This is a genomic window from Brevundimonas bullata (genome assembly GCF_003350205.1).
Classification (GTDB): Bacteria; Pseudomonadota; Alphaproteobacteria; order Caulobacterales; family Caulobacteraceae; genus Brevundimonas; species Brevundimonas bullata.
This window is the reverse complement of sequence record NZ_QLLC01000049.1, coordinates 1-16,210: the sequence shown is the minus strand read 5'-3', so window position 1 is coordinate 16,210 and position 16,210 is coordinate 1. Positions and strand designations below refer to the sequence as shown.

Genomic DNA, 16,210 nt, shown 5'->3' with positions numbered 1-16,210 from the left:
CCTCCACCCCCACCCAACCCTCCCCCCTCGAGGGGGAGGGCTTTTGCTGATGAGGCCTTGTCTGACGGACTGTGTTTAGGTGTCGGTGCCCTGCCTGAACGGAGCCCGCCCATGTCGTCCTTCCGTCCCGTCGCCGATCTGGACACCCACGAGGTGACCAACCAGCCGCCACCGCTGGAGGACGTGAACTTGTTCACCGGCGACCGGGCATTGGCGGACGCCGTGCGCCGAGCGGGCGGCCAGCAGCACGAGGCTCGGCTGACCGCCCTGGGCGCCCGCTGCGGCTCGGCCGAGGTCATCGACTGGGGCGTGCAAGCCAACCGCGTCCCGCCGGTGCTGGACACCCACGACCGCTATGGCCGCCGCATCGACGAGGTGAGGTTTCACCCGGCCTATCATCAGCTGATGTCGCTGGGGCTGGAGGCGGGGCTGGCTTCCGCCGCCTGGGACGGGACGGCGAACGGCCACGTCCTGCACGCCGCCATCCTGTTCCTGACAGGGCAGGCGGATTCGGGGACCAGCTGTCCCATGACCATGACCTACGCCTCGGTTCCCGCCCTGGCGGTCGAGCCCGCCGTCGGCGCGCCGTGGATCGAGAAGATCAGGGGCGGGCGCTACGACCCCGCCGTCCGTCCTGCGCCCGATAAGGCGGGCGTGACCATCGGCATGGCCATGACCGAGAAACAGGGCGGCTCCGACGTGCGCGCCAACGCCACCCGCGCCGCGCCGACGGGCGAAGACGGCTGGTATCGGCTGACGGGGCACAAGTGGTTCTGTTCGGCCCCCATGTCCGACGCCTTCCTGACCCTAGCCCAGGCGCCGGGCGGTCTGACCTGTTTCCTGCTGCCGCGCTGGCTGCCCGACGGGACGCGCAACGCGGGCTTCCGCGTCATGCGGCTGAAGGACAAGATGGGCGACCGATCCAACGCCTCGTCCGAGGTCGAGTACCACGGCGCCCTGGCCCAGAGGATCGGCGAGGAGGGGCGCGGCGTCGCCGCCATCATCCGCATGGTGCAGCACACGCGGCTGGACTGCGTGATCGGCTCGGCCCAGCAGATGCGCGGGGCCCTGGCCCAGGCCGTCTGGCACGCCGCCCATCGCACTGCCTTCCAGAAGCGGCTAATCGACCAGCCGATGATGGCCGCCGTCCTGGCCGACCTGGCGCTGGAGAGCGAGGCCGCCACGGCCCTGTCCCTGCGGCTGGCCCAGGCCTTCGATCAGCAGGACCCACTGGCCCGTCTGGCCACGCCCGTCGCCAAATACTGGGTCTGCAAGCGGGCGCCGGGCATGGTCTATGAGGCGATGGAGAGCCTCGGCGGCGCCGGCTACGTCGAGACCGGCCCCATGCCGCGCCTGTTCCGCCAGTCGCCGCTGAACGCCATCTGGGAAGGCTCGGGCAACGTCATCGCCCTCGACGTCCTGCGCGCCTTCGGCCGTGAACCCGAGGCGGTCGAAGCCCTGCGCGCCTTCCTTGAGGCCCGGCGCGGCGTGATCGCGTCCTATGACGCCTGGCTCGACGATCTCGACCTCGCCGGGGCGTCGGAGGCGACCGCACGTTGGACGGTGGAGCACCTGGCCCTGGCCCTTCAGGCGGCGGTGCTGTTGGAGGCCGAAAGCCCCGTCGCCGAGGCCTTTTGCCGTCTGCGTCTGCAACCGCGCGGGGGCCTTTACGGGGCCGTTCCGGCGGGCGTCGATCTGCGAGGGATTCTCGACCGGGCCATGCCGTCGGCTGGGGAAGGGTGACGCCTAATAACCACGACGTAAATAAAACGCGGAGGGGCGCGTTTCGCGACTGGACGCGCCATGTCTTCCTTGGCTAACCCTGCCTTGTGACCCGGGTAATCGAGATTCCTAAGCTGACCCCCCGCGAACTGGAGATCGTCCGGCTGGCGGGTCTTCGCCTGGGCGACAAGGAGATCGCGCAACAACTGAACCTGTCGCCGCGCACGGTTCAGAACCACCTGCACCGCGCCTACGAAAAGCTGGGCGTTTCCGACCGCTTACAGGCCGCACGACGCCTGAGTAATCTCTACTCAGGGGGATCGCTCCCCCTATCCGAGCCCGTCGTGGCTGAGCCATCTGCGCCGGTCACTGCGGCGCCTTCGACAGCGCTCGGGGACGGGACGACGCCGCGATCGCTCTATGAACGATATGCCGCGTTGGACGGATGGCGCCGACCCAGGAAGCTGGGGGGCTCCCTGCTGTGGCTGATCCTTGGCTGGTCTCTGATCTGGCTGGTGATCGCTGCGGTCGGCGCCAGCCTCGTCAATCCCGTGCTCGAGATGATCGAAAGCCTGCGGTGAACTTCGAATTCGCGAGGGTGGTCGAGGGTGACAGGTCAATGAGAGGACGCCCGCATCGGGTCGCCGCCCCAGGCGGACGCACGCAGCGGGCGGGCTGAGGTCGCATCATGCACCCCGTCCAGATCATCCTGATCCTCGCCAACCTGATCGCCTTCGCCCTGCTGCTTTGGCGGGGCGGGACGGTCGAGCGATGGGCCGTTCTGGCCCTGACGGCGGCCCAGGTCCTGTCGGTGCTCTTGGTGCCGTGGGACGTCGACGGCTTTCGGATCGGAGTGATGCTGGTGGATGTGGCCCTGTTCGCCGCCCTGTGGGGTCTGGCGGAACATGGCCGTCGCTGGTGGCTGGTCGCCTGCGCCGGATTTCAGCTGATCATCGTGGTCAGCCATCTGGCCCCCTTCTTCGCTCACGAGCGACTGGGGTGGGCGGCCGTCACCTTGCAATGGGTCGCCTGGACCTTCGTCAGCCTGACGGCCTTCGTCGGGGTGTGGGAAGCCGGGGCGGATCGACGCTTCGTCCGGGAGGAAAGCGATGGCGCAAGAATGGACCATGAGCACAGCCCGCGCGCTGCTGCATCAGTGGAATAGCCGACGGGTCGAGAAGGCCGTTCAGGCCGGCGGTCTGGCGGTCGATCTCGGCGGACTGGAGACTTGGCTGCTCGACCAGAAACCGGGCTCCCTGGCCGAGGCTGAACGCCTGCTCGATCTGATCACCGCCTTTGACACCGGCGACGGGCGCGACCTCGACAGTCTGTGCCGGGTCGGCGGCGCCGTGCGCAATGATCTGAGCAGCCATCGCAGCCGGGTGGACGTCAGTTTCGCCCCCTGCGCCTCCGGGCCGATGGCCGGGCGGGCCTGAGAAGTCATCCTCTGCTGACGCCGACGAAGGCTTTCAACCCTTCGGCCTGACTGCTAGAGCGCGGTTTCTGTCCGCGATCCGGCCTTGCGCCGTCGCTCCGCCAAGCGGTTGCCACCCCCCATGAAGACCCCTTTCCGCGCCGCGCATCTCGCGTCCGTCGCCTTGCCCCTGCTCGTGTTCGCCGCCCCCGTATTGGCGGAGGACGCCGCATCCGAAGGCCCGACCCAGGTGTCCGACATCGTCGTGACGGCCCAGCGGCGCGAGGCCGCGCTGGCGGCCACCCCCCTGTCCCTGACCGTCGTCGCCCAGCCCCTGCTCAACGACGTCGGCGTGCGCGACATCAAGGATCTGCAGATCCTGACGCCGGGCCTGGTGGTGGCCTCGACCTCGAACCAGACCTTCACCACGGCGCGCATCCGCGGCGTCGGCACGGTGGGCGACAATCCGGGGCTGGAAAGCTCGGTCGGCGTCATGATCGACGGCGTCTATCGCCCCCGCAACGGCGTGGCCCTGGGCGACCTCGGCGAGGTCGAGCGCATCGAGGTGCTGAAGGGGCCGCAGCCCACCTTGTTCGGCAAGAACGCCTCGGCCGGCGTCATCAATGTCGTCACCGCCGCGCCGTCGTTTACGCCCCGCATGGCGGGCGAGGCGACCTTCGGCGACTACGGGACGCAAGGCGGCTCCGTCTCCCTGACCGGCCCCCTCGTGGACGAGGTTCTGGCCGGGCGGCTCTATGTGGCCGCGCGTCGTCGCGACGGCCTCTATGACGTCAGGACGGGGGCCCAAAATACAGAGGGGGGGCCGCGCAGCGAAACCGACGACCAGAACGAGCACTACGACACCCTGCGCGGCCAGCTGCTGTGGCGCGCGACGCCCGATCTGACCGCCCGCCTGACCGCCGACTGGACCGAGCGGGACGAGCGTTGCTGCGTCGGCGTGCAGCTTGTGACCGGCGGGACCGCGCCGCTTCTGGCCACCTTCGCGCCCGACGGCGGCGTGGCGGCGACGCCCAAGCCCTGGGACCGCGTCGCCTGGTCGAACCGCGACACCAACACCCGCATCCGCGACCGGGGCCTGGCCCTGCACCTGAGCGCCGACCTGGGCTGGGCGCAGCTGGAGACGACCACGGCGGTGCGCGACTGGCGCGGCGTCATCAGTCAGGACTGGGACTTCACCTCCGCCGACCTGGCCTATCGTCCTGACGACGGCAGCTGGTCCAACCGCTTCCGCACCCTGACGCAGGAGGTTCGCCTGTCCGGCCAGCGCGGGCGTCTGGACTGGTCAGCGGGGCTGTTCCTGTCGGACGAGAAGCTGACCCGTCGCGACAGCCTCTTCTACGGCGCCGACTACGAAGCCTATGTCAGCCGCCTGCTGTCGCGCTCGACCGCCAATCCGCTGGGCGACCCGGCCCATGTCTCGACCCTGACCGGCCTGGCCGTGGGCCAGAGCTTCGTCGAGGGCGAAGGCCAGAAGGACCGCTACTGGCAGACGACGCAGAGCGCGGCCCTGTTCGGCCAGGTCTCCTACGCCGTCACCGACCGCCTGACCCTGACCGGGGGCCTGCGTCGCACCCATGAGACCAAGGACATGAGCGCGGCCTATGAAAACACCGACGGCGGTCGCGCCTGCGCCGCCGCCCTGGCCAACGGCGTGACCAACGCCACCCTGTGCCTGCCCTGGTCGAACCCGGCCTTCAACGGCCTGACCTCGTCCGAGGCGGTCAAGGACGAGGCCTGGACCGGCCTGGCCCGCGCCGAATATCGGGCGACCGCGGGAACGCGCCTCTACGCCGGCTGGTCGCGTGGTCGCAAGAACGGCGGCTTCAATCTGGACCGGGGCCAGACCAATCTGGTCCCCGACGCCTCGCGCGCCTTCGGGGCCGAAACCGCCGACGCCTGGGAGGCCGGGGTCAAGAGCGTGCTGCTGGACCGTCGCCTGCTGGTCGGCGCCGCCGCCTTCCGCCAGACCTATGACGACTTCCAGCTCAACACCTTCCTCGGCACGACCTTCCTGGTGCGTTCGATCCCTCAGGTCCGGGCCAAGGGCGTCGAGGCGGACTTCGTGCTGACGCCGGTCGAGGGCCTGTCCTTGCAGGGCGGTCTGACCTACGCCCAGACGGAATACGGCCACGACCCCATCGCCGGCCTGCCCCTGCTGGCCGGGCGTCGCCTGGCCTTTGCGCCGCTGTGGAGCGGGTCTCTGGCCGGAACCTATGAGCGGTCGGTGGGGGCGGGCCTGACTGGCCGCGTCACGCTGGCGGCCAAGTATTCGTCGGAATACAACACCGGCTCGGACCTCGACCCGGCCAAGAGCCAGCCCGGCTTCTGGCTGGTCGACGGGCGCGTGGCCCTAGCGAAAGACGAGGCCTGGAGCGTCGAGCTGTGGGGCAAGAACCTGTTCGATCAGGACTACCGCCAGGTCGCCTTCGGCGCCCCCTTCCAGTCGGGCACGCTCGGCGCCTTCCTCGGCGCCCCGCGCACGGTAGGGGTGACGCTGCGGGTGGTGCGCTAGGGGAAAAAGTGTTTTCCTCCCCATTCCATGGGGAGGGGGACCACGCAGTGGTGGAGGGGGCGGCGCAGAGGTCTAGCGTCGAGACGCCCCCTCCGTCACGTCGCCTACGGCTCCGCGCCACCTCCCCATGAAATGGGGAGGAAAGAGAAGGATCGCGACTAGCCCTTCTCGCGCGCCTCGTCCTTGGCGGCGCGTTCGGCCTGGCCGCGCCAGCCATAGCCCTCGCCGTGCTTGCCGACGCTTTCGAACTCGGGCGGGGCGGCCTTGTGGAAGAATTGCTCCGACACCAGCCAGCCCTTGAAGGGCCGCAGCACGCCCAGGCATATCAGCGCCAGGATCGGCAGGGTGACGACGAAATGCACCCAGATCGGCGGGTGGACGTTGAACTCGAAGATCATGAAACCGATCATGCCGACGATGCCCACCGCCGACATGACGAAGAAGGCCGGGCCGTCCGCCGGGTCGGCGAAGCCGTAGTCCAGACCGCAGTTCGAGCAGTCCTTGCGGATGGTCAGATAGCCCTGGAACAGCGGGCCGACGCCGCAGCGCGGGCAGCGGCAGCGGATGCCGGTCTTCAGCGGGCTGATGGGCGGATAGGCGGGGTCTGACACGAAGGAGCACCTGAAAAACGGCGTGACATGACGTCGATACCCTTGCTGTCGCCCTTTCGCGCGCGCGCCGCAAGCGGGTGTTTTGTCCTACCTGCGCGGCGAGGGTTAATGTTCGGAACGGGGCGAGGGGACGTCCGTTGGTTCGCGGATGACGGAAACGCTCAGCGACAGCCTGCCTTGCGATGTCGAAGTCCTGGTCGAGGGGGTGCTGAAGGCCGCCTGCGATCACAGGGTCGCCCTGGCCACGGCGGAAAGCTGCACGGGCGGTCTGCTGGCCTCGGTGCTGACCGACGTCGAGGGCTGTTCCCATGTCTTCGAGCGCGGCTTCGTCGTCTATACGGATGCGGCCAAATCCGATCTTCTGGGCGTGCCCGCTGATCTGATCGCCACGGAAGGCGCGGTGTCCGAGGCGGTGGCGCGGGCCATGGCCGAGGGGGCGATCACGCGGTCCGAGGCGGGGCTGGCCGTGGCGATCACCGGCTTTGCGGGGGCGGCGGGACCGGGCGAGGAAGAGGGCCGGGTCCACTTCGCCCTGGCTCGTCGCGGGGGCGAAACCGTCCACGTCCTGCGTCGCTTCGGCGAAATCGGTCGCGGGCCGTGCCGCCTGGCCTGTCTGCGTCAGGCGCTGACGATGATGGCGGCGGCTCTTTAACCGGCGTTAACCGCGATGAAAGCCCTTTCGCGCGAGGGTGCGCGCGTATGTCCGGGGCCAGCGTCAGCAAGCGCGTTCTGAAATCGACCGTGGCCGCCGCCGCGGCGGGCGTCGTCGTGTTCGCGCCCCTGGCCCCGCACGCCGAGGGCGCCGCCGCCAGCAGCGGCCCGGTCGAGATCCGCGTCGGCGCCAACACCGGCTTCACCAAGATCGAATTCGCCGGGGCCGTGGGCTCGCGGGCGCGGGTGCGCCAGGACGGCCGCGCCGTCATCATCCGCATCGGCACGACCGCCGCTCCGGACGTCAGTCGCCTCAAGGTCGATCCGCCCAAGGGGGTCGAGAAGGTCGAGACCCGTTCGGTGCAGGGCGCGACCGAACTGGTCCTGACCCTGGCCGAGGGGGCTGGGGTCCGGTCCGGCGCCGCCGACGGCGCGGTCTGGCTCAACCTCTATGCGCCCGGCGCCGTGCCGGAGGGCGCCAGACCCTCGGTCGTGCCCGCCGGCGGGGCCGTTCCAGTAACCGCCGAGGTCAAGGACGCGACGACCCGCCTGACCTTCGCCTGGGCCGCGCCGGTCGGGGCCGCCATCTTCCGCCGCGGCGACGCGGTCTGGGTGGTGTTCGACGCCGCCGCCCGCATGAACATGCCCGCCGCCGCCAAGTCCGGCGACGCGGCCAAGGCGCGCTGGGCCGCCGGGCCCGACTTCACCGCTATCCGCATTCCCGTCAGCGAGGGACAGGCCGTCTCGGCCCGAGCCGACGGCGCCTCCTGGGTTGTCACCCTCGGCGGAACCGCGCCGACCGTCAGCGGGATCGACATCGGCCGCGACGACAGCGTCCAGACCGCCCTGACCGCGCGCATGGCCGGGGCGACCAAGACCGTCTGGCTGACCGATCCCATGGTCGGCGACCGTTTCGCCGCCGTCACGGCCCTGGCGCCCGGCAAGGGCATGGCGCGGGGCCGCCGCACCGTCGATCTGACCCTGCTGCCCACCGCCCACGGCCTGGCGGTCGAGACCCCGATCGATGACCTGACGGTCAAGGCCGAGGGCGACATCGTCACCCTGTCGCGGCCCAAGGGCCTGCGCCTGTCCCCGCCGACCGTGGGGCTGGAAGCCGCCGCGCAGGAGGTCTACGCCCCGCGCGCCGCCGTCCGCCCGGCCCTGATCATCGCCGACTGGGCCGATCTGGGCGGCGACAGCTTCAGCGCGCGCCAACGCATCCTCCAGACCGCCGCCGAGCTGGAAAGCGGTCGCGCCGCCGAGGACCCGCGCGCCCCCATCGAGGCCCGCATGGCCTACGCCCGCTTCCTGGTGGGGCAGGGCCTGGGCTATGAGGCCATCGGCGTGCTGAACGCCCTGGTCAAGCAGACCCCGGCCATGCAGGGCGTGGCCGAGGTGCGCGGCCTGCGCGGCGCCGCCCGCGCCGCCATCGGTCGCTACGCCGAGGCCGAGGCCGACTTTTCCGCCGGGGCCCTGGCGGGCGATCCCTCGACCCGCGTCTGGCAGGGCTACATCGCCGCCCAGCGCAGCGACTGGACCACGGCGCGTCAGGCCTTCGCCGCCGGCGCCGGCGTGGTCGACAACTTCACCCCCGAATGGCGCGCCCGCTTTGGCACGGCCCACGCCCTGGCCGCCGTCGAGACCGGCGATCTGGACGCCGCGCGCGAGCTGCTGGCCTATGTCTTCAGCCAGCCGGGCGTCTCGGCGGCGGACCAGCTGACCGCCCGCCTGGTCCAGGCCCGGCTGTTCGAGCTGGAACAGAAACCGGCCCAGGCCCTGGCCCTCTACAAGGCCGTGGCCCGCGCGCCGCTGGACGGCATTTCGACCCCCGCCCGCCTCGGCGTGATCCGTCTGGAGATGGCCAAGGGGACGATGAAGCCCGACGCGGCGGCGGCCCAGCTCGAAGCCCTCAAGTGGCGCTGGCGCGGCGACGGCACCGAACTGGCCGTGATCCGCAGCCTGGGCGAGCTCTACCTGTCGCAGGGCCGCTATCGCGAGGCCCTGACGACGCTGAAGGCGGCGGGCCGCAAGATCGTGGTCCTGCCCGGCGGCGACAAACTGCAGGCGGATCTGGACAACGCCTTCCGCGCCCTCTTCCTCGACGGCGCCGCCGACGGCTTGCAGCCGGTGCAGGCCCTGGCCCTGTTCTTCGACTTCCGCGAACTGACCCCGGTCGGCGCCGACGGCGACGAGATGGTGCGGCGTCTGGCCCGGCGCCTGATCGACGTGGACCTGCTGGATCAGGCCGCCGAGCTGCTGAAATATCAGGCCGACAATCGTCTCGACGGCGTGGCCAAGGCCCAGGTCTCGACCAATCTGGCCGCCGTCTATCTGATGAACCGTCAGCCGGAAGAGGCGCTGCAAGCCCTCTGGTCGTCGCGTACCACGCTTCTGCCCACCGCCATGAACATCGAGCGCCGGGCGCTGGAGGCCCGCGCCCTGATGGAGTTGGGCCGTTACGACCATGCGCTCGAGGTCCTGGGCAAGGACGCTTCGCCCGCGGGTCGCGACGTGCGCGCTGAGATCTTCTGGAAGCAGCAGCAATGGGGGGCGGCCGCCGCCCTCTACGAGCAGCGTCTGGGCGACCGCTACAAGGACGCGGTCATTCCGCTGACGGCGGACGAGGAGAACCGGCTGATCCGCGCCGGGGTCGGCTATTCGCTGGCGCGCGACGCGGGCGGGCTGAACCGTCTGTCGCGCAACTATGCCGGTTTCGCCGACAAGGCCCGCTCGCCGGGGGCCATCCGCATCGCCCTGGCGGGGCTGGACGGGGCCGACGGCTCGGGCCGCCCTCAGGACTTCGCCGCCCTCAGCGCCGGAGCCGACACCTACGCCGGCTGGATCGCGGCCACCAAGGCGGAGTTCCGTGAAAAGACAGGCGGACAGAAAACGGGCGCCTAATTGAAAAACCCTCTCCCGGCGGGAGAGGGCTTGAGCTTCGGAGAGCCGGAGGCGATCCGCAAAGCGAAGGGTGAGGGGCTAGGGTTTCCGAAAGAAGCACCGAGCGGCGGCTTGCGCCGACATCACCCGGGAACCCTCACCCTTTGGCTGCTACGCGCCGCCCTCCGGGTCGCCTGGACCAATCGCTTCGCTCTTGGAGGCTCAAGCCCTCTCCCACAGGGAGAGGGGCCGATGCCCTTCCCCCGCGAGGAGGGAAGGGCAAGCCGGAAAGGCTTAGCCGTTGACGGCGTCCTTCAGGGGCTTGGACACGCGGAAGCGCACAGCCTTCGAAGCAGCGATCTTGATGGTCGCGCCCGTCGCCGGGTTGCGGCCTTCACGCTCGGCGCGCTCGGCGGTGTCGAACACGCCCAGGTTCGAGATGCGGACGTCCGAACCCGAAACCAGGCTCTTGTGGATGTTCTTGACGATCGCGTCGAGGACGCGGGTGGCGTCGGCCTGCGAGACACCAGCGTCTTTGGCGACGGCGGCGATCAGTTCGGCTTGAGTGGTCATGAGGGTTTTCCCAGTGGTGGTCGTCCGATTCCCGGACGAAGACCGGAGGATCAACACGCGTTTGTGTAGTCTTGGCAAGCCCGCATCACGCTCAAAGCCCCTGAGGCCGGGGACTTATCCCCCGCCGACGCCTCTCTGGAAGCTCTCGACCAGGCTCCCGGCGACCAGCCGCCAGCCGTCCACCAGGACGAAGAAGATCAGCTTGAAGGGCAGGGAAATGACCACCGGCGGCAGCATCATCATACCCATGGACATCAGCACGCTGGCGACCACCAGATCGATCACAAGGAACGGAACGAAAAGAAGAAATCCGATGGTGAAGGCCTTCTTCAACTCGCTGATCATGAAGGCCGGCGTGACCACCCGCAGGGGCAGTTCCTGCACGTCGGTCGGGGGGGTGATTTTCGACAGTCGGGTGAACAGGGCCAGGTCGCCGCGATCCACCTGGGCCAGCATGAAGGTCTTCACGGGTTCGGACGCCGCATCGAAGGCCTGAGGCAGCTCCATCTGCTGATCCATCAGCGGCCGGATGCCCGAATCATAGGCGTCCTGCCAGGTCGGAGCCATGACGATGGCGCTCAGGAACAGGGCCAGCGACACCAGCACCGCGTTAGGCGGCGACTGCTGCATGCCGAGCGCGGTCCGCAGCAGGGACAGCACCACGATGATGCGCACGAAACTGGTGGTCATGATGACGATGGAGGGCGCCAGCGACAGCACGGTCATCAGCCCGACCAGCTGCACCACCCGCTGGGTCAGGCCCGCGCCGGTGCCCAGGTCGATATTGATGGCCGATCCGCCGGCCGCGGCCTGGGCCGCCTCCTGCGCCAGGGCGCCCAGAGGCCAGACCAGACACAGGGCCGTGGTGATCAGCGACAACAGGGCGGCGCGCTTCAACTCGGCGCGCGAGGGCAGGGCGAAGATCGCCTGATTTTCCTCCCCACGTCGTGGGGAGGGGGACCGCGAAGCGGTGGAGGGGGCGGCGCGACGGCGGCTGTTTGAGCGCGAAGGCGGGCAGGGCGGCGTCGCCCCCTCCGTCACGGTCGCTGCGCGCCCGCGCCACCTCCCCATTCGCGATGCGAACAGGGAGGAAAGGCTGAAGCGGCTCATTTCGCGTCTCCCGATTCGATCACAGGGCCGCGCGGCTCGATCAGCTCGCGCCCTTCGCCCAGCAGGATCAGCCGTTCCTCGGCGTCGACCCGCACCAGGACCAGACGCCTCGCCGGGTCCAGCACCAGGGTCTCGATCACCTGCAACCGCCGCGCGCCGCGCTCGGCCTGGAACTTGGCCAGCACCTGGGGCGCATAGCGGCGCGCGGCCCAGGCGGCCAAGCCGATCAGGCCCAGGGTGATCGCCAGGCCGAACACCGCCCGGAACAGGTCGAGGAAATTCATGCGGTTCGAGGCCCCCAAGGCGCGGGAATGCGGCGCCTAGGAGCGCGCCGCTTCGCCCGCACGTTTCGTCGCTCGTGGTTAACGCCGCGTTTAGGAACACGGAATATTAACCATGCAGGCGGCAAATTCTGCCGATCAACCGTCCGAGGGGACCCGCGTGTCCGTCACCGACATTCCGCTGCTGAACCAGATCAAGGGCCGTCTCGGATGGCTCGACGATCGTCAGCGCGTGATCGCCCAGAACGTGGCCAACTCCGACACCCCCGGCTTCATGGCGCGCGACCTGAAGGCGCCGACCGACTTCGCCGAGGCCATGCGCACCGGCGGCGGTCTGAAGATGGTCGCCACCAACGCCCGCCACATCACCCCGCCGGGGCAGGCCGCGCGCTTCGATTCGCTCAACGCGCCGGACTCCGAGACCACGCTCGACGGCAACTCGGTCGTGGTCGAGGAACAGATGCTGAAGATGGCCGAGAGCCGCATGGCCTATGACGCCGCCATCGGCTTCTACCAGAAGTCCATGCAGATGATCCGCATGGCCGCCCGCAAGCCCGGCGCCTGAGGCAGGAGACGTAAGCCATGCCTGATCCCGTCAACGTTACGCCGCGCAACAACGCCATGGGCGTCGCCGCCAGCGCCCTGAAGGCGCAGCAGTCGCGGATGCGCGTCATCGCCGAGAACATCGCCAACGCCCAGTCGACGGCCAATGTCGCGGGGGGCGAGCCCTATCGCCGCCAGACGCCGATCTTCCAGGCCCGCAACGTCAACGGCGCGACCGGCGTGGTCCTGGCCGAGGTGCGCCCGGACCAGAGCCCCTTCCGCGTCGAATACGACCCCTCGCACCCGGCGGCGAACGCGGAAGGGTACGTCCAGCGCCCCAACGTCGACACCCTGATCGAAGCCATGGACATGCGCGAGGCGCAGCGCGCCTACGAGGCCAACCTGAACGTCATCGAGACGGCGCGGAACATGGAGTCCCGCACCCTCGACATCATCAAGAAATAAGAGGGCCTAGGTCATGAATCCCATGATGGCGGCCAAGGCCTATGCAGCCGTTCAGGGCGGCGCCATGCCGACCGCGACCCCGCCCAACGCCGCTTCGGCGGCGCAGGGGCCGGGCTTCTCCGAACTGTTGCAGAACGTCATGACCCAGACGGCGCAGCAGACCCGCGGCGCCGAAACCCAGATGGCCCAGATGGTTCAGGGCCAGGGCAGCCTGATCGACGTCGTCACCGCCGTCTCGTCCGCCGAGGCCTCGCTGGAAACCGTCATGGCCGTCCGCGACCAGGTCATCTCGGCCTATCAGGAAATCATGCGGATGCCGATCTGACGGCTCCTCTTGCCGTCATCCCGGGGGCGCGTAGCGGAACCCGGGACCCAGGCGGTTGTGCATTCGTGGTTCTCGGCCGTTCTCGCTGAAACGTCTGGGCCCCGGATCGCCCCTGCGGGTCGTCCGGGGTGACAGCGGGAGAGAGGGACCTGCGCGACCCCGCAGCGACTGACCGCTGCCCGTCTAGTCCGCCAGATAGCCCGAGGCGTCAACGAAGGCCTGAACCGCCGCCGGGTTGGAATAGTCCAGCTCGATCATGGTCTTGAGCGCCGCCGCCTTGTCCGGGGCGCGGTCATAATAGCCGCGCGTGACGGCGTAGCCGACATAGTAGCCCAGGTCGCGCACCCCGAAGGCGTTGTCGGTGTTGTTGTAGAGCCAGCCGCTGAAGTCCTCGCCCGCCATGTCGCGGCGGAAGGCGGCCTTGATGGCGGCATCGTTGGCCGGGCCATAGGCGACATAGGCAAGATCGGGCATCCGCCCCGTCACCTGTTCGGCGACGAAGTCGGCCACGCCCTCATAGACGGCCTGGGACAAGAGGCTGCTGCGCTCGCCGATCTGCTGGGTGTGAACCACCTCGTGCACGGCCAGCAGGTCCAGATTGTCGAGCGGCTTGCTGGCGAAATAGGAGCCGAAGAAGCGTTGCAGGCCCGGCGGCATTTCTGAAATATCGACGCTGGCGTCGCCGGTGGCCATCTCGACGCCCAGCAGGACCTTGTCGCCCTGGGTGGTCCCGGCCGAGCGCAGGGCGCCGACCTCGAAGTAGATGCCGGCGGGACGCAGCTCGGGATAGAGGGCCTTGAACCGCTCCAGATGGCCTTCCAGCCGCGTCAGGGCGCCTGTCGCCAGGGCCGTGCGCGGCCGCACGCTGTCCCAGTAGGCCGGATAGGCGCGGATTGCGTTCAGATAGGTGTCCGCCGTATAGCCCTTGGCCTCCATGAAGGCCGCCAGACCCGGCGTGCCCTGATCGATATAGAGGCGCTGGAACGCCGCCTTCTGCGCCTCGGGCGTATCCGCCGCCCGTACGGCGTCATAGGCGGTCCAGAAGCGGGCGACGTCGCCGTCTTCCAGCTGAATCGGCGAGCTCTGCGCCAGGGCGCCGGCGCCCATGAGGCCGAAACCCAGACCCAGTCCCAGACTGATCGCCAAAGCCCACCGACGCATGACGGTTCCCCTCAAAGCCAAGCTCGTCAGAAAGGGGCGCCGCCACGGGGTGTCAAATGAAACGGCGGTAATGTCGGCGGGATCGAACCGCCGCCGTCAACGCTTCTCTTCGCATCAGGGAGAGACATCATGCTCAAGGACAAGAATTCGTCAGCCATCGTCGCGGTGAAGGATCTGGATCGCGCCAAGACCTTCTATTCCGACGTCTTGGGGCTGAACCTGGCCGACACCTCGAACGAGGGGGTGCTGGGCTATCGCACCGGAAACACCTGGCTGACGGTCTATAAATCCGACTTCGCCGGGACCAATCAGGCCAACGCCGTCAGCTGGGACGTCGGGGTCGAACTGGACAACATCGTCGCCGGGCTGAAGGCCAAGGGCGTCACCTTTGAGTACTATGACGACATGGGGCGTGAGGGGGACATCCACGTCTGCGGTTCGATGCGTCTGGCCTGGTTCAAGGACCCGGACGGCAACATCCTGCATCTGGTCGGTTCGACGGGGTGAGATACATCCGCGCCGTCATCCCGGGGCCGCGTAGCGGAACCCGGGACCCAGGCGGTCGCGCTTCTACTGCCGTCACCGGGTCTTGCTGAACCGTCTGGGCCCCGGATCGCCCTGTCGGGCGTCCGGGGTGACGGCAAGGGGGCGCAAGCCTAACCCTCCAGCGAGACCACCGGCTCCTTGATCTCGGCGCGGGCGTGTCCCCGCTTCTTCAGCCAGGCGCGGATGCGCTTCTGGATCGGATTGTCGACGCCGTAGTGGAACAGGAAGGCGAAGACGAAGGCGGCGCCCACGCCCATGACCCACAGGACCCAGCGCCAGGCCTCGGCCAGACCCAGCTTGTTCGCCGTCGCCTCGGCCAGACCGAACCAGCCGATGCGGACCACTTCGTTGGAAATGAACATGGCGAAGGAGACGACCGCCGCCTGTTCGACCAGCTTGGACGGCTTCGTGACCGGGACGGCGCCGGCCGCCAGGATGATGATCGAGATCAGGGTCAGCGAAATCAGGGCGTGCTTGTCGAAATACTGCACCATCGCCAGACCGACGGAGGCCAGCAGCAGGGCCCAACCGGCGGCGCGCGGCTCGATCCAGATCCCTTGCGCGAACCAGGCCAGTCCCATGCCCAGGATGAACAGGGGCAGGGCGCGCCAGATGCCGAGGTTCAGCGGCATCTGGTAGACGGGATAGTTCAGGATGGCCCAGCACAGCTCATTGGCCGCCAGATAGCCGACGACCACCAGCCCCAGCGCCAGCCACGGCCCGACCCGCGTCAGCCCGCGCAGCACCCAGGGAAAGGCCAGGTAGCAGCCCAGCAGGGCCGAGATCGACCAGCTGGGCGCGTTCCAGCCCAGCCCGCCATAGACGCCGAACGACTGCACCAGGGCCGCCTGCGCCGGCAACTGATCCCAGGCGAACCACTCGGGGTGGGTCGGCGGCAGGCCGATGGCTGTACCCAACAGCACCATGGCCACCAGCAGGCCCAGCATGATCAGATGAGCCGGAAACACCCGTAGAGAGCGCTTGAGGAAGAAGTCCGTCCTCGACATCCGGCCGCCCGCGACCGAGGCGCCATAGACCCGCATCAGCACATAGCCGCTGTCGATCAGGAAGAAGTTGGTCAGCAGGAAGCCGCCCCGCTCGAACACCGGATGCACGCCCTCGGCCAGAGGAATGGGCGCCGAGGCCTGGAAGTGATGCAGGATGATCAGCGAGGCCACGATGAACCGCAGCGCGTCCAGCCACCCCCCGCGCATGATCGGCGGCGGCTCATTGTGAGACGAAAACACGCTCCAGCCCATGATGAGGCCTCCTTCGGGGCGAGACTCGCAAGAAGGGGGCCGTGTTGGCGCTAAAGCAGCCGTAGGCGTTAGCGTGCTAGAATCCTTCTCCCCTTGAGGAACCGTTGCATTACGGCCCAGCTGTTAGCTTGGGGCG

At 68.9% G+C, this 16,210-nt stretch carries 17 protein-coding genes; 11 read left to right on the top strand and 6 right to left on the bottom strand.

From position 1 onward, the window contains the following. The first annotated feature begins 111 nt into the window (after positions 1–111). From DXK21_RS15400 to DXK21_RS15380, 5 genes are all read left to right on the top strand, one after another. Entirely contained in the window at positions 112–1,743 is a 1,632-nt protein-coding gene (locus DXK21_RS15400; protein ID WP_114818646.1) for an acyl-CoA dehydrogenase family protein, read from the top strand. Between the two features lie 86 nt (positions 1,744–1,829). Further along, positions 1,830–2,303, top strand: coding sequence for a response regulator transcription factor (locus tag DXK21_RS15395; RefSeq protein WP_245945247.1), 474 nt, complete (start codon positions 1,830–1,832; stop codon positions 2,301–2,303). Positions 2,304–2,410: 107 nt separating this feature from the next. Beyond that, on the top strand, positions 2,411–2,887 hold the full coding sequence (locus DXK21_RS15390) for a hypothetical protein (protein WP_114818645.1): 477 nt from the start codon (positions 2,411–2,413) through the stop codon (positions 2,885–2,887). Beyond that, positions 2,850–3,158 carry a hypothetical protein gene (locus DXK21_RS15385; protein ID WP_114818644.1) on the top strand — a complete coding sequence of 103 codons (309 nt, stop codon included), beginning with the start codon at positions 2,850–2,852 and terminating at the stop codon, positions 3,156–3,158. The genes DXK21_RS15390 and DXK21_RS15385 overlap by 38 nt, the downstream gene beginning before the upstream one ends. 120 nt (positions 3,159–3,278) lie before the next feature. Continuing rightward, positions 3,279–5,669 (top strand): TonB-dependent receptor, encoded by a 2,391-nt coding sequence (locus DXK21_RS15380; RefSeq protein WP_114818643.1) that lies wholly within the window; start codon positions 3,279–3,281, stop codon positions 5,667–5,669. A 158-nt stretch (positions 5,670–5,827) separates the two neighbouring features. Here the strand turns inward: DXK21_RS15380 and DXK21_RS15375 are convergent, their stop codons facing one another. Then, the gene (locus DXK21_RS15375) at positions 5,828–6,280 is read right to left on the bottom strand and encodes a DUF983 domain-containing protein (RefSeq protein ID WP_170136974.1); all 453 of its coding nucleotides are present in this window, start codon (positions 6,278–6,280) and stop codon (positions 5,828–5,830) included. A 148-nt stretch (positions 6,281–6,428) separates the two neighbouring features. On the opposite strand from DXK21_RS15375, the gene DXK21_RS15370 reads away from it, so the two are divergent. Further along, entirely contained in the window at positions 6,429–6,932 is a 504-nt protein-coding gene (locus tag DXK21_RS15370) for a CinA family protein (RefSeq protein WP_114818642.1), read from the top strand. Between the two features lie 47 nt (positions 6,933–6,979). Then, positions 6,980–9,832: a tetratricopeptide repeat protein gene (locus DXK21_RS15365; protein WP_114818641.1), complete on the top strand. Its 2,853-nt coding sequence runs from the start codon at positions 6,980–6,982 to the stop codon at positions 9,830–9,832. A gap of 273 nt (positions 9,833–10,105) precedes the next feature. On the opposite strand, the gene DXK21_RS15360 is transcribed toward DXK21_RS15365, so the two are convergent. The 3 genes from DXK21_RS15360 to DXK21_RS15350 all read right to left on the bottom strand — a co-directional run bounded on the left by DXK21_RS15360 (position 10,106) and on the right by DXK21_RS15350 (position 11,778). Then, the gene (locus DXK21_RS15360; RefSeq protein ID WP_114818640.1) at positions 10,106–10,384 is read right to left on the bottom strand and encodes an HU family DNA-binding protein; all 279 of its coding nucleotides are present in this window, start codon (positions 10,382–10,384) and stop codon (positions 10,106–10,108) included. 114 nt (positions 10,385–10,498) lie between these two features. After that, a complete protein-coding gene (gene fliP / locus DXK21_RS15355; RefSeq protein ID WP_114818650.1) occupies positions 10,499–11,308 on the bottom strand; it encodes a flagellar type III secretion system pore protein FliP in 810 nt (269 codons plus the stop codon). Positions 11,309–11,490: 182 nt separating this feature from the next. Next, positions 11,491–11,778: a FliO/MopB family protein gene (locus DXK21_RS15350; RefSeq protein ID WP_114818649.1), complete on the bottom strand. Its 288-nt coding sequence runs from the start codon at positions 11,776–11,778 to the stop codon at positions 11,491–11,493. Positions 11,779–11,935: 157 nt separating this feature from the next. Here DXK21_RS15350 and flgB point away from each other — a divergent pair, with 157 nt between their 5' ends. Genes flgB through fliE form a run of 3 tightly spaced genes read left to right on the top strand, consistent with a single transcriptional unit; the run spans position 11,936 to position 13,108 of the window. Further along, complete coding sequence (gene flgB, locus DXK21_RS15345; protein WP_114818648.1) at positions 11,936–12,340, top strand: flagellar basal body rod protein FlgB; 405 nt, start codon at positions 11,936–11,938, stop codon at positions 12,338–12,340. A gap of 17 nt (positions 12,341–12,357) precedes the next feature. Beyond that, positions 12,358–12,783, top strand: coding sequence for a flagellar basal body rod protein FlgC (flgC, locus tag DXK21_RS15340; RefSeq protein ID WP_245945246.1), 426 nt, complete (start codon positions 12,358–12,360; stop codon positions 12,781–12,783). A 13-nt stretch (positions 12,784–12,796) separates the two neighbouring features. Further along, on the top strand, positions 12,797–13,108 hold the full coding sequence (gene fliE, locus DXK21_RS15335; RefSeq protein ID WP_114818639.1) for a flagellar hook-basal body complex protein FliE: 312 nt from the start codon (positions 12,797–12,799) through the stop codon (positions 13,106–13,108). 183 nt (positions 13,109–13,291) lie between these two features. Here fliE and DXK21_RS15330 read toward each other — a convergent pair whose 3' ends face one another. Beyond that, complete coding sequence (locus tag DXK21_RS15330; protein ID WP_114818638.1) at positions 13,292–14,269, bottom strand: DUF2268 domain-containing putative Zn-dependent protease; 978 nt, start codon at positions 14,267–14,269, stop codon at positions 13,292–13,294. Positions 14,270–14,398: 129 nt separating this feature from the next. On the opposite strand from DXK21_RS15330, the gene DXK21_RS15325 reads away from it, so the two are divergent. Continuing rightward, positions 14,399–14,776 (top strand): VOC family protein, encoded by a 378-nt coding sequence (locus DXK21_RS15325; protein WP_114818637.1) that lies wholly within the window; start codon positions 14,399–14,401, stop codon positions 14,774–14,776. 149 nt (positions 14,777–14,925) lie between these two features. Here the strand turns inward: DXK21_RS15325 and DXK21_RS15320 are convergent, their stop codons facing one another. Then, a complete protein-coding gene (locus DXK21_RS15320) occupies positions 14,926–16,074 on the bottom strand; it encodes an acyltransferase family protein (RefSeq protein WP_114818636.1) in 1,149 nt (382 codons plus the stop codon). Positions 16,075–16,210 lie beyond the last annotated feature (136 nt).

What these genes read in the sequence shown, in the direction of transcription:
- DXK21_RS15400 (WP_114818646.1), top strand. Translation starts at nt 112, where the DNA reads ATGTCGTCCTTCCGTCCCGTCGCCGATCTGGACACCCACGAGGTGACC.
- DXK21_RS15370 (WP_114818642.1), top strand. Translation starts at nt 6,429, where the DNA reads ATGACGGAAACGCTCAGCGACAGCCTGCCTTGCGATGTCGAAGTCCTG.
- DXK21_RS15365 (WP_114818641.1), top strand. Translation starts at nt 6,980, where the DNA reads ATGTCCGGGGCCAGCGTCAGCAAGCGCGTTCTGAAATCGACCGTGGCC.
- DXK21_RS15360 (WP_114818640.1), bottom strand. Translation starts at nt 10,384, where the DNA reads ATGACCACTCAAGCCGAACTGATCGCCGCCGTCGCCAAAGACGCTGGT.
- DXK21_RS15330 (WP_114818638.1), bottom strand. Translation starts at nt 14,269, where the DNA reads ATGCGTCGGTGGGCTTTGGCGATCAGTCTGGGACTGGGTCTGGGTTTC.
- DXK21_RS15385 (WP_114818644.1), top strand. Translation starts at nt 2,850, where the DNA reads ATGAGCACAGCCCGCGCGCTGCTGCATCAGTGGAATAGCCGACGGGTC.
- DXK21_RS15390 (WP_114818645.1), top strand. Translation starts at nt 2,411, where the DNA reads ATGCACCCCGTCCAGATCATCCTGATCCTCGCCAACCTGATCGCCTTC.
- DXK21_RS15325 (WP_114818637.1), top strand. Translation starts at nt 14,399, where the DNA reads ATGCTCAAGGACAAGAATTCGTCAGCCATCGTCGCGGTGAAGGATCTG.
- DXK21_RS15320 (WP_114818636.1), bottom strand. Translation starts at nt 16,074, where the DNA reads ATGGGCTGGAGCGTGTTTTCGTCTCACAATGAGCCGCCGCCGATCATG.
- fliE (WP_114818639.1), top strand. Translation starts at nt 12,797, where the DNA reads ATGAATCCCATGATGGCGGCCAAGGCCTATGCAGCCGTTCAGGGCGGC.
- DXK21_RS15350 (WP_114818649.1), bottom strand. Translation starts at nt 11,778, where the DNA reads ATGAATTTCCTCGACCTGTTCCGGGCGGTGTTCGGCCTGGCGATCACC.
- DXK21_RS15380 (WP_114818643.1), top strand. Translation starts at nt 3,279, where the DNA reads ATGAAGACCCCTTTCCGCGCCGCGCATCTCGCGTCCGTCGCCTTGCCC.
- flgC (WP_245945246.1), top strand. Translation starts at nt 12,358, where the DNA reads ATGCCTGATCCCGTCAACGTTACGCCGCGCAACAACGCCATGGGCGTC.